Origin of the sequence: Sphingopyxis sp. Geo25 (genome assembly GCF_949769135.1) — a bacterium.
Classification (GTDB): domain Bacteria; phylum Pseudomonadota; class Alphaproteobacteria; order Sphingomonadales; family Sphingomonadaceae; genus Sphingopyxis.
Window position 1 is genome coordinate 91,165 of the sequence record NZ_CATKOZ010000009.1, and the last position, 19,995, is coordinate 111,159.

A 19,995-nucleotide genomic window follows, 5' to 3' on the forward strand; every position below is an offset into this window, starting at 1 on the left:
CACGCAAGTTGGTGTGACTCTCTCACGCGCCGAGAAGGCCCGGGCGCACCAACCCCTCCGAGCATCGCATGGGAGACGGGACGCAAGATGCTCGAAATTGAAGTGAACGGAACGAAGCACCGGCTCGATGTCGATCCGGCTGTGCCATTGCTTTGGGTCTTGCGCGATAGCCTGGGTCTCAAGGGAACCAAATTCGGATGCGGGGCGGGGCTATGCGGCGCCTGTACCGTTCATGTCGACGGGACGGCCGTGCGCAGCTGCGCCTTTTCGGTAGGGCAGGCCGCCGGATCGAAGATCACCTCTATCGAAGGGCTCTCCGCGAGCGGCGATCATCCCGTGCAGATCGCCTGGCGCGAAGGGGGCGTTCCGCAATGCGGCTACTGCCAGCCGGGCATGATCATGGCCGCTGCCGCCTTCCTCAAGAACAATTCCGCCCCGAGCGACGAGGAGATCGCGCAGGGCGTCACCAATATCTGCCGCTGCGGCACCTATAATCGCATTCGCAAGGCGATCCGGAGTGCAGCCGAGAGTGTGGAGGACGGCCAGTGAGGGAGCCTGTTCTCACCCGGCGGGGATTCGTAACCGGCGCGCTGGTCACCGCGGCTGGCGTAAGTTTCACGCTCTCGCTGGCGGGCTGCAGGGGCAAAGCGAAGCTTCCCGATGACAGCGAACCGGGAGTAGAGCTCATATCATGGGTCGTGATCCATCCCGACAACAGCGTCACCTTGCGCGTGCCGCAGACCGAGATCGGGCAGGGGGTCTTGACGACCATCCCGCAAATGCTGGCCGAAGAACTCGAAGTGGACTGGTCCACGCTGAAGAGCGAGTTTTACGATCCGGCTGTCAACGCGGCGCGCGAGAATGTCTATGTGTGGACAGCGGTCCTGAGCAGCCATTCCGCGCAGACTTTGTTCGAACCGACCCAGCGGGCAGGGGCCCAGGTGCGTACCATGTTGATTCGCGCCGCGGCAGCGCGACTGAAGGTACCCGAAACCGAGCTGGAAGCGGTCAAGGGCTCGATCCGTCACAAGGCGACGGGGAAGGAACTGACCTATGCGTCGGTGGCGGATGCCGCCGCGAAAATGCCGATACCCGACCCCAAGACAGTGAAGCTGAAGGATGCGGGCGACCGGCAGCTGGTCGGCAAGGCGATCCCGCGCCGCGATGTGGATGCCGCAGTCCGGGGCAAGATCGTGTACGGCATCGATTTCGAGCTGCCGGACATGCGTTTCGCGGCCGTACGCCAGAGCCCCACCTTCGGCGGCAAGCTTCGCAGCGTCGACAAGGGCAGCATCAAAGGCAAGCCGGGCAATCCCCAAGTCGTCGAGATCAAGGGCGCCAAGGTTGGCTATAATGGACCGGTGCCGGAAGGCGAGGATCCCGACATTTGGGCGGCGCCGGTCAAGATGGACGATGCGGTAGCGGTCGTCGCCGACAGCTGGTGGCAGGCCAAGACCGCGCTCGACGCGCTGGCGATCGAATGGGACGCGGGACCCCACGCAAAATTCTCGAGCGAAGAATATATGGAGACGCTCGCGAAGCAGGCGCGGGAAGATGCCCCGGTGATCGTCGAGGCCGGCGATGCCAAGAGCGCGCTGGCGAAGGCGGCGAAGACGCTTTCGGCGGAATATCGCTATCCCTATATGGATCCGGCGCCGCTGGAGCCGATGAACTGCAGCGCATTTGTCGATGGCGGGGAGGTTCATCTTTGGACCAACAGCCAGTTTCCGGACGATGCCTGGCGCATCGCCCACAGCCTGTGCGGGGTGTCGCCGGACAAGGCGCATGTCAATATCCTCCCGGCTGGCGGCGGGTTCGGCCGGCGCCTGCAGAATGATTTCGTCCACCAGGCGGTGCAGATTGCGCTGGCCTGCAAGGGCACGCCAGTGAAACTGCTGCTCACGCGCGAGGAGTGCGTGCGGAAGAGCTATTATGCGCCAATTACGGCGGCGCGCTTTGAAGCGGGGCTGGACGGCGCCGGCAATGTGACGGTCTGGACCTGTTCTGTCGCGAGCGGAACGTCGGCGGAGCAGAGCTATGGCGAGACGCGCTTTCCTTTCCAGCCGCCCAATGTCCGCTTTGCGTATAAGCGTAATCCCGACTCGCCGCTCCCCTTCGGCTGGATGCGCGGCGTCGGCTTCACCCAGCATCTCTGGATGAACTTCGGCTTCCTCGACGAACTGCGTCTGCTGACCGGCCGCGACGTGCCCGAATTCTACCGGTCGCTGCTCAATCCTTCCTATATTCCTGCCGATTTGGAGGATCGCGAAATCGCCGTCGCGCGGGTCAGGAACCACCTCAAGCTGTTCGACTTCGCGATCGAGAAGGGACGCTGGAACGCTCCGAAAGGAAAGGGCCGCGGCCGCGGCCTGGCGGTCGGGGACACCAGCTATTATCCGGCGTATCCCTCGTCGACGAAGGCTGCAATCGTCGATGTCAGCTTCGACGAAGAGACCGGTCTGCGGGTCGATCATGTCTTTCTCGCTGTCGACGCCGGCACTGTGATCAATCCCGATATCGTTCACGCCCAGTTGGAGGGCGGGATCGCCTACGCCCTGACGACCGCGCTGCTCAGCGAGATAACTGTCGAGAATGGACAGGTTCAGCAAAGCAATTTTCATGACTATCCGATCTTGAAGCTTGATCATATGCCGGCGGTTACAATCGAAATCCTGCCTTCGACGGAGCCGCCCGCCAGCATTGGCGAAGACGCTGTGCCGGTGACGATCGCGGCATTGGTGAACGCGATCGCCGATGCCGGCGGCCCGCGCTTGCGCAGCCTGCCTGTTTCCAAGAACCTGGCGAACTGAACGGATGCGACGACAAAGATTGTCGCCTGAAAAAACGGTACAGGGCCGGTCCAGCTCGGCAACAACGGCGCAGAGCGCGCGGGAGGCGTGATGTCGTCCGACCACGCGGCCCTTGTTTACGCAGCCCAAGCAAGGGCTTCCCTGTGCACAATCGTAGGGATCGACGGCAGCTTCTCGCGCCGGTGCGGCGCGCAGCTGGCCGTGGGCCGCGATGGCACGCTGGCCGGAGACATGGCCGACAATTGCCTGCAAAATGAACTGGCGGCGCAGGCCGAAATTTGCGTTCGCGAGGGGGCCGCGAAATTGCTACGCTACGGCAAGGGTTCGCCATTCATCGACTTTCGTCTCCCGTGTGGATCGGGCCTCGACATCCTGATCGACCCCGCTCCGCAAATAGAACGACTTTCGGCGTGCGTCGCGGATCTCGGCGCACGCCGGACGTCGTCGCTGCCATTGGCTGTTCCGGACGCTGCAGATCGCCATCTCTTGCGCATGCGGCGCTACATTCCGCGGCTCCGTCTCCTCGTGTTGGGTACGGGGGCAGAGTGCGAGGCCCTGCAGCGGCTGGCCGAGGCCGCTGGCGTCGCGTTCGAATGGCGCGCGGCGGGCCGGCAGTTTGCCTTGAACACCGTACCCGCCGGGATTTCCGCCGACCCCTGGACGGCCGTCCTGCTCCTGTTTCACGATCATGAATGGGAGCATTGCCTTCTCGCATGGGCGCTACGCACGCCGGCTTTCTATATCGGATGCCAGGGCGGCGCTCAGGCGCGCGCACGGCGGCTTGAGCTGCTGCGTGCGGATGGGTTGGACGATATCGCCCTGGCCCGCGTCAACAGCCCTGTGGGGCTCGTTCCCCGGGCGCGCTCGCCCGAGGTTCTGGCCCTGTCGATATTATCGGAAGTGGTCGGGGCATATGAAGCATTGCATCCCCATCCATGAGCGGTGACCTTTGCATAGCGATCATGGCGGCCGGCGCGGCTCGCCGGTTCGAAGGGGGCAAGCTTGACGCGGAACTTGCTGCCAAACGCCTTGGACGCCATGCGCTGGATGCAGCTCTGGGACTGGACCCCGGGAGCCTTGTCATCGTCGTCGGCGATAGTTGTCCAGAATTCGCGAGCGAAGCCGAGACGGAGGGGATCGCCGCGCTACTGGTCAACCCGGAGGCAGGTCGGGGACTTGCGGGCTCGATCGCGGTCGCGGTGCGGCATGCCGCGAGGTGGCGGTGCGAAAAATTGCTGCTGATGCTTGGCGATATGCCCTTTGTGACATCCGCGACGCTGCGCCGTCTCGCCGACGCGGCGAACGCGGGCTGTCCGTCCGCGGCGCGTTATCCGGGCGGCAAGGCCGGCATTCCCGTCTGTTTGACCGCCGATCAGTTCGCGGACATGCTGTTGCTGCAGGGGGATCGCGGCGCGGCCGCCTATCTGAGCGCGAGGCCGCAGTGCCGCGAGATTGACGTCCCGCCTCGAGAGTTGAGAGATATCGACACCCGAGAGGAACTCGCTGCCCTATCGTCGCGCAGCGATGTGCGGCCATTTCGCCCCGGCTAATCGCTGTCCGTCCCTGTCAGGGGCATCATAATAAACTTCCTTCGCAACCGGATCGGGAAGTTATTGGTGGGCATCCGCCCCAAGCATGTGGGCTGCGCGGGATAATCGGTCAGTGGCTTGTGCCGGCCATGGGCCCGCGCAACGGCTGATCTAATGTCGGCCAGACCAGCACGGGCAGACGGTCGCCGCGACAACGATAATAGCTTTGCCGCTTATCCAAGATGGTCGGGATGAGAAACCGGCCAAGACGGCAGCTTCGGGAAGAGCCACGCCTCCGTCCCGTCCTTGGACTGCTCAACCCTCAGCCACCCGGTCGCCGGCAAGACCGACGATAGAATATGCGATCGCTGGTCGAGTTCGACATCGATGCCGCCATCGAAGGGATCGTCATATCGCGCGCGAAGGAACAGGCTTGTGCCTGGGCGACCCAAGATCGGCGATTTAACGGCTCGGCCTGCTTCGATCGGCAAGTTCATCGACCGGCAGATTGCGGCCCACACGAAAAAGCGGAAGCCGACGAGCGCCGCGACCGGGTTCCCGGGCAGCCCGAAGAGCGGGCGACCGTCGGGCAGCATGGCAAATAGCAGCGGCTTGCCGGGACGCATGGCTATCCCGTGGAATAGCACGCGTGCACCGAGGCTCTCCGCGGCCTCGCGGACAAGATCCCGCGATCCCACGGAAACGCCGCCCGTCGTTACGACGATCTCGTTGCGGCCGGAATATGCGCCAGCGGCGATATGGTTCGCGATTTGATCAGTGCTGTCGGGAATGGGCGGAGACATTTTGGCGTCAAGGCCGAGCGCGCGGCAGATCGCGCCGATCATCGGACCATTGCTGTCGTAGCGCATCGCATCGGCGGAGGTGTCTGGGCGCGCCAATTCCGAGCCGGTGGGCAAAATGTTGATCTGGGGCATTCGGCGCGCCGTAAGGCGCCGGACGCCGCAAGCAAGCAGCGCGCCGATCGCATCCGGCGTCAGCGGCGTGCCGGCCTTCAGTATCGTCCTTCCTCGAGGCGCGTCCTCGCCGCGCGAGCGGATGTTTTTGCCCGCTGCAGCCGGCTCGAAGAATATGAGCATATCCTCTTCGATTTTTGTGCGCTCTTTGGTCAGAACGGTGTCGGCGCCGGCAGGAATCGGCGCTCCCGTACTGATCGGCAAGGCCAGACGGGGCGGCAGCCGCAGCGATGCGGCTTCTGCACCGAGATGGGGACCGAGCTTGAGGCGAACGGGCCGGTCCAGGGACGCGTCGCGGGTGTCGGCACTGCGAAGCGCAAAACCATCCATCGCCGAGCAGTCGCACCGCGGCGTGTCGGCCGCGGCAAGGACCGGGCGGACGATCACCCGGCCCAGCGCTAGCGCATCTACGGCGATCTCCTCGGTAGGCAGCAGGGTAACATGGTCGGCAATTCGGGAGAATGCGTCGTCGACCGAGATTTTATCCGCCATGGGCCGCCACAAGATCCGAGAGGTGATTGATGTTCGGAAGGTGATCGAAACCCGGGATCGGCGTGGCCCCGATCGCGTCGCCCCAGCCACGCATCGAGCGCGATAAACCGGCCGCCATGAAGGACTGGAGAGCGCCGCGATCGTCGACGGTCCAAATTCCGATAACGGGGCAGGACAAGAGATAGGCGGATGTGGGTTGACCGAGGAGGGTAAGGAGTAGCGCATCGGGTATGTGCGGCATGTCGCAGGGTAGCGAGAGCAGGCGGGTACATCCGGCGTCTGCGGCCGCGCCAAGCGCTCCTGCAAGACAGCCCAGCGGTCCGAGGCCGTTTCGCGGACGGTCGGGGACTGCCTGAAAAGGGGGATGGTCGCGTCCGGCAATGAAGACCGGATCGCCATGCGCGGCAAGCGCGGCGATCGCCCAGTCTATCAGCTTGCGGCCCCGATAAGTCGCTTCCGCCTTGTCGCGTCCGAACCGGCGCGAACGGCCTCCGGCCAATACGACGCCTGCGGCGGGGGTCACGTTGGGCCCGCCAGAACGGCGTCGGGACGCGCGAGCACGCGTAGCGCGAGCCGGGCCTCGCTTGCGCTATCGAATGCAAGCCGGGTTGGCGCCGAGATGGTGACGAGCATGGGGCAGTTAGCCAAAGCTGCCTTCTCCACAAGCTCGAACGAGCAGCGCGAGGAGAGCAGGGCAAAGCCGCCGTCCCACGTCGATCCGGTGCGGCGCATCGCGCCGATGAGCTTGTCGAACGCATTGTGGCGTCCGACATCCTCGCGGACCAGCCTGATCGTGCCGTCGGCATCGGCCCAGGCGGCGGCGTGGACGGCGCCGGTACGCCGGTTGAGCGTCTGATGTTCGGCAAGGCCCGCAAGGGCACCAAACATGGCAGCTTCGCTCGCCGAGGAGGTAGCAGTGACTGGGGGCAACGGGCGGATCGCCTGTTCGAGATTCTCGATGCCGCAGAGGCCGCACGAGGAGTCGGTGGCGCGGTGGCGGACGCGGTCGAGCAGCGCGGCGGTGCGTTCGGCGGGCAGGTTGGCGCGCGCGACGATACCCCGGCCGGTGCGGTGCAGCGCGACATCGACGACCGCATCGCCGGGCATTTGCAGCCGTTCGGCGATCAGGAATCCCGCGACCAGATCCTCGATATCGGCGGGGGTCGCCATCAGCACCGCATAGCCGATGCCGTTTAATTCGAGCGCGATCGGCGTCTCTTCGGCGAGTTCGCGCGTCACGTCGTCGCGCTCGCCGTCAGGCGTCAGGCGGACGAAAGGTTGCCCGGCGGCCGGCGTATCGTTCAAGATGCGGCGATCCGTCCGACCGCAGCGGCGGCGATCGGCGACAGCGCTTCGGGACGTTCGCCGGCGAGCCTGATGATGTTGCGGCGCATCGCGGGGTCCCAGAAGCTGCGAATATGGTCGGCCACCATGTCGGTCGCGCGCTCTTCGCCCTCGGCCGCCAGATTGCGCGCGATCTGGTTCGCCATATAGATGAGCCGGTCGGCGGTCGACATGACGCCCTCTTCGTGCGCGCCCGCCATTATTCGGCCGCCTCTACCGACATGATACGGCGGCTTTGCCGCGCTTGCTCGGCATAATCCTCCTGCCAATCCGACGGGCCGTTCGACAGGCCGACCTGTACGGCGGTCACCTTATACTCGGGGCAGTTGGTCGCCCAGTCCGAATAGTCGGTGGTGATGACATTCGCCTGTGTATCGGGGTGGTGGAAGGTCGTGTAGACGACTCCCGGCGCGACGCGTTCGGTAATCAGCGCGCGCAGCGTCGTTTCGCCGGCGCGGCTGCGCAGGCCCACCCAGTCGCCATCCTTGATGCCGCGATTCTCGGCATCGGTAGGATGGATTTCCAGCCGGTCTTCGGGATGCCAGGCGGTGTTCGCGGTGCGCCGCGTCTGTGCGCCGACGTTGTAATGGCTGAGGATGCGGCCGGTGGTGAGCAAGAGCGGAAAACGCGGTCCGGTCTTTTCGTCGGTCGGCACATAGTCGGTGACGACGAACTTGCCCTTGCCGCGCACGAAGCCGTCGATGTGCATCGTCGGCGTGCCGTCGGGCGCGGCGTCGTTCGCCGGCCATTGCAGCGATCCTTCGGCTTCGAGCCGGTCGTAATGGACGCCCGCGAAAGTCGGGGTCAGCGCCGCAATCTCGTCCATGATCTCGGACGGATGGCTATAGGTCCAGCCGAGCCCCATCGCGTTGGCGACGTGCTGGACGATCTCCCAGTCAGCATAACCGTTCAGCGGCGCCATCACCTTGCGCACCATCTGGATGCGGCGCTCGGCGTTGGTGAAGGTGCCGTCCTTTTCGAGGAAGGTCGACCCGGGCAGAAAGACATGCGCGTAGTTCGCCGTTTCGTTGAGGAACAGGTCCTGTACGACGACGCATTCCATCGCGGCAAGGCCGGCGACGACATGATGGGTATTGGGATCGGACTGGAGGATATCCTCACCCTGAATGAACAGCCCCTTGAAGCTGCCGTCGGTTGCGGCGTCGAGCATGTTGGGGATGCGGAGCCCCGGCTCGCTGTCGAGTTCGACGCCCCACGCCGCTTCGAACATCTCGCGCGCCGCCGTGTCGGAAACATGGCGATAGCCCGAAAATTCGTGCGGGAAGCTGCCCATGTCGCACGCGCCCTGGACATTGTTCTGGCCGCGCAGCGGGTTCACGCCGACGCCCTCGCGCCCGACATTGCCCGTCGCCATCGCAAGATTGGCGATCGCCATCACCGTCGAGCTGCCCTGGCTATGCTCGGTGACGCCGAGGCCATAATAGATCGCGGCGTTGCCGCCGGTCGCATAAAGCCGCGCCGCGGCGCGCAGGTCGGCGGGGTTCACGCCGGTCAACGGCTCGATCGCTTCAGGCGAGCGGTTCGCTTCCGACACGAAATCGGCCCAGTCCTGAAATTCGTCCCAGTCGCACCGTTCGCGGATGAAGGCTTCGTTGTAGAGCTTCTCGGTCACCACGACATGCGCCATCGCGGTCAGCAGCGCGACATTGGTGCCGGGGCGCAGCGGCAGGTGATGCGCGGCCTCGATATGCGGCGATTTGACGAGGTCGATGCGGCGCGGATCGACGACGATCAATTGCGCCCCCGCTTTACCATTTTTCGCGCGCAGCCGCTGCTTCATCCGGCTGCCGAAGACCGGGTGGGCGTCGGTCGGGTTGGCGCCGATGACGAGGATGACGTCGGCCTGCTCGACGCTGTCGAAATCCTGCGTTCCCGCCGAGGTGCCGAAGGTCGTCTTGAGGCCGTAGCCGGTGGGCGAGTGGCAGACGCGGGCGCAGGTATCGACATTGTTGTTGCCGAAGCCTTGCCGGATCAGCTTCTGGACGAGGAAAGTCTCCTCGTTGGTGCAGCGGCTGGAGGTGATGCCGCCGACGGCGAGGCGGCCATATTTTTCCTGAATGCGGCGAAACTCGCTGGCGGTATGCGCAATGGCTTCGTCCCAGCTCACCTCGCGCCACGGTTCGCTGATGCTGGCGCGGATCATCGGATTAATGATGCGTTCCTGATGCTGGGCATAGCCCCAGGCGAAGCGCCCCTTGACGCAGCTATGGCCGTGGTTCGCCTTGCCGTCCTTCCACGGCACCATGCGCACCAGTTCCTCGCCGCGCATCTCGGCGCGAAAGGTGCAGCCGACGCCGCAATAGGCACAGGTTGTGACGACGGAGCGGTCGGGGGTGCCGGTTTCGACGACTTTCTTTTCGATCAGGCTCGCGGTCGGGCACGCCTGCACGCAGGCGCCGCACGACACGCAATCGGAGGCGAGAAAGCTGTCGTTCTGCGACGCAGCGACCTTCGAGTCGAAGCCCATGCCTTCGATGGTGAGGGCAAAGGTGCCCTGCACCTCGTCGCAGGCGCGCACGCAGCGCGAGCAGACGATGCATTTCGACGGGTCGAAATCGAAATAGGGGTTCGACTGGTCCTTTGGCTGGCCCATGTTGGTCGCGCCGTCATAGCCGTAGCGCACGTCGCGGAGGCCCACCGCGCCCGCCTGATCCTGCAATTCGCAGTCGCCGTTGGCGGCGCAGGTCAGGCAGTCGAGCGGATGGTCGGAGATGTAGAGTTCCATCACCCCGCGGCGGAGCTGCTTCAGCCGCTCGGTCTGGGTGCGGACGACCATGCCCTCGGCGATCGGGGTTGTGCAGCTGGCGGGATAGCCATTCCGGCCCTCGACCTCGACGAGGCAGAGGCGGCACGAGCCGAAGCTCTCGACATTGTCGGTCGCGCACAGCTTGGGGATCGCCCCGCCGCTCAATGAGGCAGCGCGCATGATTGACGTGCCTGCGGGTAGCGTGACCTGTTCGCCGTCGATGGTCAGCGTGACGTTGCGGCCGGTTGCGAGCGCCGGGGGCGTGCCATGGTCGGTTTCGCGGGTGAAACCCATCTTCTTACTCCGCCGCTGCGAGGGCCGGCGCGGGGGCGCCGAAATCCTCGGGGAAATGCCCAAAATCTTCTGGAAAATAATTCAGCGCGCTCAGCACCGGATAAGGCGTAAAACCGCCGAGCGCGCAGAGCGATCCATATTTCATCGTGTCGCACAGGTCGCGGAGCAGCGCGGTCTGGGCGCCGAGGCTCACGTCGATGCGATCGGGCGCGCGCGAACAGAGCGCCTTGCCGAGCGTGCCGTCCTGCGCGGCGGCGCGCGCCGGCTCGGTCTCGCGTGCCGCGATGATGCGGTCGACGATCTCGACCCCGCGGGTCGAGCCGATCCGGCACGGCGTGCATTTGCCGCAGCTTTCGGCCGCGCAGAATTCCATCGCGAAGCGCGCCATATGCGCCATGTCGACGCTGTCGTCGAAGACGGTGATTCCGGCATGGCCGATCAGCCCGCCCGCCGCGGTAAACGCCTCATAATCGAACGGCAGATCGAACATCGACGGCGGGAAATAGGCGCCGAGCGGACCGCCGACCTGCACCGCGCGCACCGGTCTGCCGCTCGCGGTGCCGCCGCCGATGTCGTTCACCAGTTCGCCGAGCGTGATGCCGAAACCGACCTCGAACAAGCCGCCATGTTTCACATTGCCCGCGAGTTGCACCGGCATCGTGCCGCGCGAGCGGCCGAAGCCGACGTTCGCATAAGCCTCCGCGCCCTCGGCGAGGATGAAGGGCACCGCGGCAAGGCTCAGCACATTGTTGATCACCGTCGGCTTGCCGAACAGGCCGGCGAGCGCGGGGAGCGGGGGCTTGGCGCGGACCTGCCCGCGCTTGCCCTCGATGCTGTCGAGCAGCGCGGTTTCCTCGCCGCAGACATAGGCGCCGGCGCCGGCGCGGACTTCGAGCGTGAAGGGGGCGATGCGGCCTGCCGACAGGGCGATGGCGTCGCGCATCGTCTGGATCGCGAACGGATATTCGCTGCGGATATAGATATAGCCGTGGCTTGCCCCGACCGCATGTGCGGCGACCGCCATGCCCTCGATCAGGCAAAAGGGATCGCCTTCCATCAGCATGCGGTCGGCGAAGGTGCCGCTGTCGCCCTCGTCGGCGTTGCAGACGATATATTTCTCGCTGCCGGGCGCATCGAGCACCGTCTGCCATTTGATGCCGGTCGGGAATCCGGCGCCGCCGCGGCCGCGCAGCCCGCTGGCCTTGACGGCGTCGACCACCGCCCGCGGTTCGGCGGCGCGGGCGATGTCGAGGCCGATCCAGCCGCCATGCGCGGCATAGTCGGCGAGGCTCAGCGGGTCGACGATGCCGCAGCGCGCGAAGGTGAAGCGTTGCTGCTTCGCGAAAAAGGGCAGGGCGGCGATGTCGCCGAGGCGGTTCGGGTCGCTGCCGTCGAGGATCGCGGCGACGTCGCCGAGCGCGACCGGACCGAAGCCTGTCCGGCCCTCGGCGGTCTCGACCTCGACCAGCGGCTCGATGCTGAACAGCCCGCGCGATCCGGTGCGCACGACCTCGCAGCCGGCGTCGGCAAAGGCGCGCGCGATCTCGTCGATGCCGAGCGCGACCGACGCCATGTCGCGGCTGATGAAGACGCGCGTCATGCGGCGACCTCGGCGGCGATCCGATCGAGCGCCGCGGTGTCGATCCGCGCCACCGGGCGCCCGTCGACCAAAGCGTTGGGGCCGATGGCGCACAGGCCAAGGCAATAGACGGGTTCGAGCGTGACTTGCCCGTCGCGCCGCGTTTCGCCCATCGCGACGCCCAGCCGTTCGGCAGCGGCGGCCTCGACCGCCGCGCCGCCGCGCGACTGGCAGCTTTCGGCGCGGCACAGCTTGACGACATGGCGCCCCGCCGGCTGGCGGCGATAATCGTGGTAGAAGGTCAGCACGCCATGAACGTCGGCGCGGCTGAGGTTCAGCGCCGCCGCGATGGCGGGGACGAGCGCGTCATCGATATATCCTATCTCGTCCTGCACCGCGTGCAGCAGCGGCAGCAGCCGGTCGCGTCCGGCGCCTTCGCGCTGCACCCAGCTGTCAACGAACGCCTTCGCTTCTTCCAATCCCATGCGCGCTATCCCTTTCGGGGAAATCAAGTGGCGCAGAGGCGCGCACAGGTCAAATCGATCTGCGCCATGTTTGATAGATTTTATCTATCAAGAAAGATGGTAACCCTGTGGAAGCCGCAACTCGCGGGCGACGGCGAGGACGCTTTGCGCGAGTGGGCTCATCGGCGTGCGGTCGGAGACGATGACGCCGATCCGGTTCGCTTCGCCAGTTTCGGGTAGCGGGGTAATCTGCGCCCAGTCCAATCCCTGCAGCAGCAGCGCGTGGTTGTCAGGCATGATTGAGCAGAGACGACCTTGGGCTACGATCGCAAGCAGCGCGATATAGCTGTCAGCGGTGACGATCGGCCGCAACGCGAGTCCCAGCGCGGCCAGGCGTGCGTCGAGGATGCGGCGGTTCTGCATGCCCTGGTGGAGCAGGCACAGCGGCAATGTTGCTAGATCCTGCCAGTCCGGGCGATCAGGTACTGCGATCCCAACCTTCGCGCTCACGAGTTGACTGCGCTCGCTATAAAGAGGGACTGCAAGCGCGTGCGCGGGTGGCTCGAAATCAAGATAGGTGATTCCGGCGTCGAGCTCGAACGCCGCGAGTTCGCGCTCGATCTGGCGCGAAGTCAGCGCGCGGACCTGGACATTGAGGCCGGGAAAGCGTGCGCGGATCGCCTCGACCAGAAATCCGGTCGCGGGCATCGACGCTGGGATCGCGCCGAGCCGAAGTTCGCCTTTCAACGGTCCATGAGCCGTACCGGCAACCTGTTCGAGCCCGTCTGCGGCGGCGATCAGCTGCCGCGCCCACGGCAGGATCGCCTCGCCCTCGGGCGTCAGCCCGGCATATTTGCGATCTCGGACTATCAGCCGTTTGCCGAGTTGAGCCTCAAGCGTCGCAATTCCCGCCGAAAGTGTCGGCTGCGAGACGTTGCAGCTCGCAGCGGCGCGGCCGAAATGGCGTTCGCGATGGAGCGCGAGGAAATATTCGACAAGCCGCGTCTGCATCCCGCCACCTAGCCCAAAAACCGCTCCGCAGTCTCGGCAAAATAGAATAGGCGGCTGGACGCGAAATATCGCTGGTCGGGAATTCGCAGGTTAACTCCGGCGGTATGTGGGGGGGGACATGATTTACGTCGCACTAGATCGGCGGTCGGTCGCCTGAAAACGACCGACCGATGATCCGCGCTCGAGTGCCATATTTTATGCGCTCTCGTCCATATATGGCCGTCACCGATGCGCTAATTTCACGAATTCGGCGCCCCGTGCGTCGCGGACGAAGGAGAATGTGCGTCATGTTCCTGGAAAACTGCTGGTATGTCGCCGCCTGGAGCGGCGAAATCGGGCGCGCGCTCTTCGAGCGTCAGATCTGCGGTGAGTCCATTCTGCTCTATCGGACCGCGGCCGGCGATCCCGTCGCGCTCGGGAATGTCTGTCCGCATCGCTTTGCTCCCCTCAGCGTTGGCAAGCTTATCGGCGACGAGGTCCAGTGCGGCTATCATGGCTTCCGCTTCGGAACATCGGGCGCCTGCGTTCGCAGCCCGCTGGCCGATGGTGTCATCCCCGCCAAGATGCGGGTAAAACGTTATGCGGTCGTCGAGCGGTACGGAATGATCTGGCTTTGGCTCGGCGACCCGGACGTGGCGGATGAAAGCGCTATACCCAATTTCGCCTGCAACGATGATCCCGGCTTCCGCCGTATCGAGGGGCTAATGGAAGTCGGGGCAAATTACGAGCTGATCAGCGACAATCTCCTCGACCTCACCCATGCTGAATTCGTGCATGAAGGAATCCTCGACAGCGAGGCGCTGACCAAGAGCAAGCTCGAGACCGCCCAAAGCGGTACAACTGTCTGGTCAAACCGCTGGGCACATGATGGTGTCGCTCCGCCAGCCTGGGCCGCGGCGTTCGACGATTATGCCGACAATGTCGATCACTGGGCCTATATGCGCTGGGACCCGCCGGGCAATCTGCTGCTCGATGTCGGCGTAACGCCGGTTGGCAAGACCCGCGGGGAGGGTGTCTGGCTCTACGGCTGCGATCTGCTTACGCCGAAAGATGCCACGACGACGTGGTATTTCTGGTCCTTCGTCCGCAACTACAAGGTGGCCCGCGCCCCCTATGGCGCCTATATCGATATGGGGGGACGGCAAATTCACTCCTTTTCGCCCGAGCTCTTCTTCCGAATGGAGGGGCGGCGGATAGAAACCCGTCCGATGAAGGGGACCCGCAAGCGTGAATCCGGATCGTCCGCGGATCTCGACATTGCGCGCTCCCTCTTCAACAGCGCCAAGGACCGCGCCGAGAATCTGATGATCGTCGATTTGATGCGCAACGACCTGTCAAAGATCTGCGAGGCGGGCAGCGTCCGCGTGCCTCGCCTCTTTGCGTTGGAACCCTATCCAAGCGTCTGGCAGATGACATCGACCGTGTCGGGGCGGCTGAACGAGAGTCTCGACACCTTCGACGTCTTTCAGGCGCTTTTCCCGTGTGGATCGATAACCGGGGCGCCGAAGCTCATGGCGACGCACCTCATTGCGGCGCTCGAACGCTTCGACCGCGGGCTGTACACCGGGGCCATCGGGACCATGGGAGGCGGAAACGCGACATTCAATGTGGCGATCCGGACGCTTGACCAGGTCGGGACGCAGGGCCGGATGGATGTTGGTGCGGGAATCGTCGCGGACAGCCGCCCGCGCGCCGAGTGGCTCGAATGTCTCGCCAAGGCAGCCTTCTTGCCGTGACCTGGCGTTGATCATCGGCCGACGACGCGTTCGACGGGCGTGAGGCATCGCTCCTTGGAGTGCCGACCGAGGTCCTGCGACGGGTTCCCCGTCGAGCAGCTTGTGCCGGTTTCGATCCCGAAGTTACGGGGGCGGCGCGGACTCGCGAACGACGAGGTTAACCGGCAAGACGGATGACACGGTCTGCTGACCTTCCAGCCGGCGGAAAAGATGATCGACGAGAGCAGCGGCGATACCTGGCACATTCTGGCGCACGGTCGTCAATGCCGGCCGTGACTGGGACGCGAGATCGCTATCGTCGAAACCAACGACCGAGACATCTTCGGGGCATCGCAGCCCGCTGGCTTCCAACGCCCGTATGGCCGACAGGGCGATGCCATCGGATGCCGCGAACACACCGTCGAACGCCAGCCCGCTGGAAGTCGCGTGCCTCACCTGGTCGTAGGCCGAGGTCCCGGTGAAATGCGCAGGCAGGATCAGACCAGGGTCGACCGGCAGGCCGCGGTCGCCATGTGCCTTGATATACCCTTCGAGACGAAGATCGATCTGAGGCAACTCCGCCGGGCCAACGAAGAGCAGGCGCTTTCGCCCCGAACGCAGCAGATGGTCAGTCGCGAGGCGGCCGCCTTCGAAATTGTCCGAGCCCACCGAACAATAGGCCTGGCCGGGCAGTTCGGATCCGAACACGACAAGCGGCCGATATACGCCGGCTGCGAGATTGAGCGCCTTATGCTGATTGCTCTGGCCGACGATGATAAACCCGTCGGCCCGCTGCGAGCGAACCAAGCGGCCCAGCCAGTGCGCGTCGGGCGAGGGCTCGCGCACCAGCAGGATGTCATAGCGCCGCTGCGAGATTTCATCGGCGAGGTAGCCGAACAGGCGCAGGAAAAAGGGATCGGAGATCAACTGTTCGCGTTCATGACCGAGCGGAACTGCGACGGCAATCGTCCGCGTCTGGCTCTGCCGCAGATTCCTCGCGGCGCGGTTGACGACATAGCCATGTTTTGCCGCAAGGTCCCGAATGCTGGTCCGCGTCGCCTCGGGGATCGCCGGATGATCGGCGAGGGCCCGCGAGACGGTCGACGAAGACACCCCCGCCATTCTTGCGAGATCGGCCATTTTCATGGTTCGGCCCGCATCGCTGCCTTCTGCTGTCATCTCGTCATGCCCTGTCGATCATATGCCGCTCCATGCCATCGATTGCATGGACGATCAGCGTGGCGCAAGGCGTGCGATATCCGGGCCGCTGTTCGCAGGGACGATATCGCGCTGCGCAAGGCTGGCGAGAACGTCGGCATGGCGTGCGCGATCGATCCGGTAGCGGAAGAGGAAGGGAATGGCCGCGAGCACCACCAGCGCCCCGCCCAAACCCCAGAGCAGCCCGACCGCGGTCGCGGTGTCGCCGGCGATCGCCGTGCTACTTCCCTCGGCGGGAGCTTTGAAGCCGACGAATTGGAGACCTAGGCCCGAGATGAATGCGCCGAGGCCGGTCGCGGCCTTGGCGCCGATCATCAGCGCCGCGGCGTAAAGCGCTTCCCTGCGCACCCCGAACAGATGGTCATGTTCATCGACGGCATCGGCGATCATCGAATAGAAGCAGACGAAACACATTGCGCCGCAGCCCCCGAACAGCAGCCCGCTTATCGCAACCAATGCGACCGCGACAATAGAGCCGGGCGCGACCACGCCAATGACGGCAAGCAGGGTGATCAGGATCTGGTAGAGCCCGAGCAGCGTGATGGCTCCCAATACGCCGTCGCGTTTTTCGATGCGCGAAAGGAGAAGTCCGGCGGCGAGGGTGCCGAGCAGCATTCCGACCGGCAGGACGAGCAGCGGTAGCTGCATATAGGCGGGCGGAAGCTCCCAGAAATAGCGATAGGCGTGGAGATTGAGGGCGGTGGTGGCGCCCTGGCCGACCAGCACCAGCACTGCGCCGACGAACATCGGCACGAAGGACGGGTTGCGGAATAGCTGAAGCATGTCGGCGAAAAAGCCCGCTTCGGCTGTCGGCTTGTCAGGCACCGGGAGGCTGCGGGCCTTGCGGAACATGCCGAGCACGCAGGTCAGGCCGAACCCGCCGATCAGGCAGGCCGTCAGCAGGCCGAGCCAGGGGTAGGGGGATCGCGACTGGAGCGAGCCTTCGCCTGAAAAAAGAAATGCGAAGGCTGGAAGCAATGCGGCGCCGGTTCCAAGCACGATGAAGAGCGCTCGAAACGTGCTCAGCACCGAGCGCTCCGAATAATCGTCGGTGAGCTCGGCCGTCAGTGCCGAATGCGGCAGCGCGAAGGTCGAGAGACCGACCCGCAGCACGATGTTGAGGAGCAGCACATAAAGATAGAGAAAGGCGTCGGAGGTGCCTTGCGGAAGATTGAAGACGAGCGCTGCGGCGATCATCATCGGCAGCAGGGCGACGATCATGAAGGGAAGGCGGCGGCCCCAGGCCGAGCGCCAATTGTCAGATTGCCTGCCGATAAACGGATCGAGAAGTCCGTCGACGACGAGCGAGACCAGAAAGATGCTGCCCGCAGCAGCGCCAGACATCCCGCAAACGGCCGTGAGATAGAAGAGAAGGAAAGTATTGATCACCGCCTGCACGACGGCATCGACGGCCTGGCCGCTTCCATAAAAAAGCTTCGTCGCCAAGCCGATTCGGACGCGTTTCCGGGCTGATTGCTCGATGAACATTCTCTCTCTCTCCGCATCACTGTTCCAGCAGTGAGGTAACAGAGCATTGACATTTGTGCAATCGATTGCGTAAACAATGTGCAATCGATTGCGTGGCGATTCGGCCAGGCAGCATTTTGAGGAGGGGATTGCATGAACCATCGTTTTTACATCGCCGCGCTCGCCAGCGTGGCGCATCTTGCGCTGATGACCCCGGCGATCGCGCAAGAGGGCGCAAGCGCCGACGCGGCCGAAGTGAGCGACGGCGACATCGTCGTGACCGCGACCCGGCAAGGTTCGCAGACCCTCATCGACACGCCGCTCGCTATCCAGGCGTTCAGCGGCGAACAGCTCGAAGAGCGCGGCATCCGCGAGACGACCGACTTGGTGGCGTCGATCCCCGGCGCATCGCCCGGCGAACAGGTCGGTTCGGTGATCAAGACCTTCTCGCTGCGCGGCGTCGGCGCCGCCGGCGGAATCGGCGACTCGCCGATCGGCTATTATATCGACGATGTACCGTTCGCGGTCCCCAACTCGCCGATCGCGCCGCCGCTTCGCTTTATCGACATCGATCGGATCGAGGTTCTGCGCGGACCGCAGGGTACGCTGTACGGCCAGGGCTCGGCCGGCGGCACGATTATCTATCATACCCGCGATCCCGACCTTAACAATGTCGAGATGCGCGGCGAGGCGACCGTCGCCAAGATGGACGATGCCAGCGCGCTCAACTACGGCGTTTCCGCGGCAATTTCTGTGCCGTTGGTCAAGGACCGCCTCGCGATCCGCATCAGCGGCGGCTATGACAAGCGTGCCGGCTATGTCGACATCTACAGCGATACCCCCGCGTCGGGCGCGCCGTCGTTCAAAAATGCCAACGACATCACCAACCGCGACGTGCGGGCCGTGCTGCTCTGGCAGCCGACCGACGCGCTGCAGATTCGCGCGCAGGCCGCTCATTGGGAGCCGCGGCAGGATTATACCCAAAGCATCAACCAGCTCGAACCGGCGCAGCAGTGGTTCAGCGGCACGACGCGCGGGTTCGAAAACGGTAATTTCGATCTGTATAGCCTGTCGGTCGAATATGATGCGGGTGCCGCAATCCTGAGCAGCTCGACAAGCTATCTCGACGCCGAGTTCGGCTATCTGACCGGACAGACCTTCGGGCCGCTCGGCACGGGCGCACTCTTCAACGGTTATGACGCGCGCAGCTTCGCGCAGGAAATCCAGCTACGCTCGAACGGCGACGGGCCGTTCCACTGGCTGGTGGGCGGCTTCTATCAGAATGCGAAAGCCGTCTTCAGCTTCGATGCCAACCTCACCGCGCTGACCATCAGCGGGTTCAACGATACGCGGACGCGCAACTATTCGGCTTTCGGCGAGATCAGCTACGATCTCTTCGGTGGCAAGCTCGTGCCGCTCGTCGGCGTCCGCTACTACAAGGACAACCGCCGCTTCGAAGCCGACTCGATCCTGACCGGTACGGGCTCGGGACAAACCAAGCCCGACAAGGTGACCTGGCGCGCGAACCTTTCCTGGTTCCCGACGGACGATCTGACCGCCTTCGTGACCGTCAGTACGGGTTTCCGCAGCGGCATTACCCAGACCCCGTTCCAGGCGTCGCTTGTCGAAGCGTCGGGAATCCCGTCCTCGATCGCGCTCGATCCCGATACGCTGACCAACTACGAGGCCGGAATCAAGGCCAAGCTCGCCGACGGCCGCGTCCAGCTCGGACTCAACCTCTACCGCATCGACTTCAAGGATTTGCAGTTCGGCCTGACGCCCTTCGGTGTTGCCGCTTTCGCCAATGTCGGCAAAGCGCGCACGACAGGGGTCGATCTCGAGGCGCGCTGGCGCACCCCGATCGACGGGCTCAACATCGGCGCCGTCGCGAACTGGAACGACAGCGAGTTTCGCGACATATTTCCCGCCGTCACCGCCGCGCTCCCCAACGTCGCAAACGGAGAGCGCCTCTCGAGCACCGCGAAATATAACTATCGCCTCGACGCGGATTATGAACGGCCGTTGGGGGGAGGCAACCTTCGCTTCTTCCTGAACGGGTCGGCGAGCCGGACGAGCAGCCGGGTGATGTACGACGGCTTTGTCGTGCAGCCCTATTCGCTCTACAATGCCAGCGTCGGCGTTCGTACGGACCGCTGGGAGCTATCGATCTTCGGCGAGAATCTTGCCGACGAACGCGGACCTTCGTTCGTGCGCAACAGCTTGCTGCTCGCGGGACCCTATCCGCGCACCATCGGCCTGCGTCTTCGCACGACCATTGACTGATCCGAGGGGGGGGCGGGGGGGGGGGGGGGGCCCCCCCCCCCCCCCCCC

Annotated in this window: 16 protein-coding genes and 1 pseudogene; 6 read left to right on the plus strand and 11 right to left on the minus strand. The window is 64.5% G+C overall.

The features are described 5' to 3' along the window. Positions 1 to 87 precede the first annotated feature (87 nt). The 4 genes from QOL68_RS17945 (at position 88) to QOL68_RS17960 (ending at position 4,360) form a co-directional block, all read left to right on the plus strand. A complete protein-coding gene (locus QOL68_RS17945; RefSeq protein ID WP_282950357.1) occupies positions 88 to 549 on the plus strand; it encodes a (2Fe-2S)-binding protein in 462 nt (153 codons plus the stop codon). Beyond that, a complete protein-coding gene (locus tag QOL68_RS17950) occupies positions 546 to 2,810 on the plus strand; it encodes a xanthine dehydrogenase family protein molybdopterin-binding subunit (RefSeq protein ID WP_282950358.1) in 2,265 nt (754 codons plus the stop codon). Before QOL68_RS17945 ends, QOL68_RS17950 begins: the two co-directional genes overlap by 4 nt. Positions 2,811 to 2,900: 90 nt before the next feature. Further along, positions 2,901 to 3,749, plus strand: a complete 849-nt coding sequence (locus QOL68_RS17955; RefSeq protein WP_282950359.1) for an XdhC family protein — start codon at positions 2,901 to 2,903, stop codon at positions 3,747 to 3,749. After that, positions 3,746 to 4,360, plus strand: a complete 615-nt coding sequence (locus QOL68_RS17960; protein WP_282950360.1) for a nucleotidyltransferase family protein — start codon at positions 3,746 to 3,748, stop codon at positions 4,358 to 4,360. Before QOL68_RS17955 ends, QOL68_RS17960 begins: the two co-directional genes overlap by 4 nt. A gap of 212 nt (positions 4,361 to 4,572) precedes the next feature. Here the strand turns inward: QOL68_RS17960 and QOL68_RS17965 are convergent, their stop codons facing one another. The 8 genes from QOL68_RS17965 to QOL68_RS18000 all read right to left on the minus strand — a co-directional run bounded on the left by QOL68_RS17965 (position 4,573) and on the right by QOL68_RS18000 (position 13,264). Further along, positions 4,573 to 5,805 (minus strand): molybdopterin molybdotransferase MoeA, encoded by a 1,233-nt coding sequence (locus tag QOL68_RS17965; protein ID WP_282950361.1) that lies wholly within the window; start codon positions 5,803 to 5,805, stop codon positions 4,573 to 4,575. Next, complete coding sequence (gene mobA, locus QOL68_RS17970; RefSeq protein WP_282950362.1) at positions 5,795 to 6,328, minus strand: molybdenum cofactor guanylyltransferase; 534 nt, start codon at positions 6,326 to 6,328, stop codon at positions 5,795 to 5,797. Before mobA ends, QOL68_RS17965 begins: the two co-directional genes overlap by 11 nt. Further along, on the minus strand, positions 6,325 to 7,110 hold the full coding sequence (gene fdhD, locus QOL68_RS17975; RefSeq protein WP_282950363.1) for a formate dehydrogenase accessory sulfurtransferase FdhD: 786 nt from the start codon (positions 7,108 to 7,110) through the stop codon (positions 6,325 to 6,327). Before fdhD ends, mobA begins: the two co-directional genes overlap by 4 nt. After that, positions 7,107 to 7,349, minus strand: a complete 243-nt coding sequence (locus QOL68_RS17980) for a formate dehydrogenase subunit delta (protein WP_282950364.1) — start codon at positions 7,347 to 7,349, stop codon at positions 7,107 to 7,109. The genes fdhD and QOL68_RS17980 overlap by 4 nt, the downstream gene beginning before the upstream one ends. Next, positions 7,349 to 10,210: a formate dehydrogenase subunit alpha gene (fdhF, locus tag QOL68_RS17985; protein ID WP_282950365.1), complete on the minus strand. Its 2,862-nt coding sequence runs from the start codon at positions 10,208 to 10,210 to the stop codon at positions 7,349 to 7,351. The genes QOL68_RS17980 and fdhF overlap by 1 nt, the downstream gene beginning before the upstream one ends. A gap of 4 nt (positions 10,211 to 10,214) precedes the next feature. Beyond that, positions 10,215 to 11,810 (minus strand): NADH-ubiquinone oxidoreductase-F iron-sulfur binding region domain-containing protein, encoded by a 1,596-nt coding sequence (locus QOL68_RS17990; RefSeq protein WP_282950366.1) that lies wholly within the window; start codon positions 11,808 to 11,810, stop codon positions 10,215 to 10,217. After that, a complete protein-coding gene (locus QOL68_RS17995; RefSeq protein WP_282950367.1) occupies positions 11,807 to 12,274 on the minus strand; it encodes a formate dehydrogenase subunit gamma in 468 nt (155 codons plus the stop codon). The genes QOL68_RS17990 and QOL68_RS17995 overlap by 4 nt, the downstream gene beginning before the upstream one ends. Before the next feature lie 87 nt (positions 12,275 to 12,361). Beyond that, a complete protein-coding gene (locus QOL68_RS18000) occupies positions 12,362 to 13,264 on the minus strand; it encodes a LysR family transcriptional regulator (RefSeq protein WP_282950368.1) in 903 nt (300 codons plus the stop codon). Positions 13,265 to 13,551: 287 nt separating this feature from the next. On the opposite strand from QOL68_RS18000, the gene QOL68_RS18005 reads away from it, so the two are divergent. Continuing rightward, positions 13,552 to 15,000, plus strand: a complete 1,449-nt coding sequence (locus QOL68_RS18005) for a chorismate-binding protein (protein WP_282950369.1) — start codon at positions 13,552 to 13,554, stop codon at positions 14,998 to 15,000. Positions 15,001 to 15,123: 123 nt separating this feature from the next. On the opposite strand, the gene QOL68_RS18010 is transcribed toward QOL68_RS18005, so the two are convergent. The 3 genes and pseudogenes from QOL68_RS18010 to QOL68_RS18015 form a co-directional block, all read right to left on the minus strand. Continuing rightward, positions 15,124 to 15,906 (minus strand): substrate-binding domain-containing protein, encoded by a 783-nt coding sequence (locus QOL68_RS18010; RefSeq protein ID WP_283404335.1) that lies wholly within the window; start codon positions 15,904 to 15,906, stop codon positions 15,124 to 15,126. Between the two features lie 90 nt (positions 15,907 to 15,996). Further along, positions 15,997 to 16,158: pseudogene (locus QOL68_RS18980) on the minus strand (LacI family DNA-binding transcriptional regulator); the annotation flags it as partial. A gap of 54 nt (positions 16,159 to 16,212) precedes the next feature. Then, positions 16,213 to 17,643: an MFS transporter gene (locus tag QOL68_RS18015; protein ID WP_282950371.1), complete on the minus strand. Its 1,431-nt coding sequence runs from the start codon at positions 17,641 to 17,643 to the stop codon at positions 16,213 to 16,215. Positions 17,644 to 17,817: 174 nt separating this feature from the next. Between QOL68_RS18015 and QOL68_RS18020 the strand changes: the two genes are divergently transcribed. Continuing rightward, entirely contained in the window at positions 17,818 to 19,947 is a 2,130-nt protein-coding gene (locus QOL68_RS18020) for a TonB-dependent receptor (RefSeq protein WP_282950372.1), read from the plus strand. Positions 19,948 to 19,995: the final 48 nt, after the last annotated feature.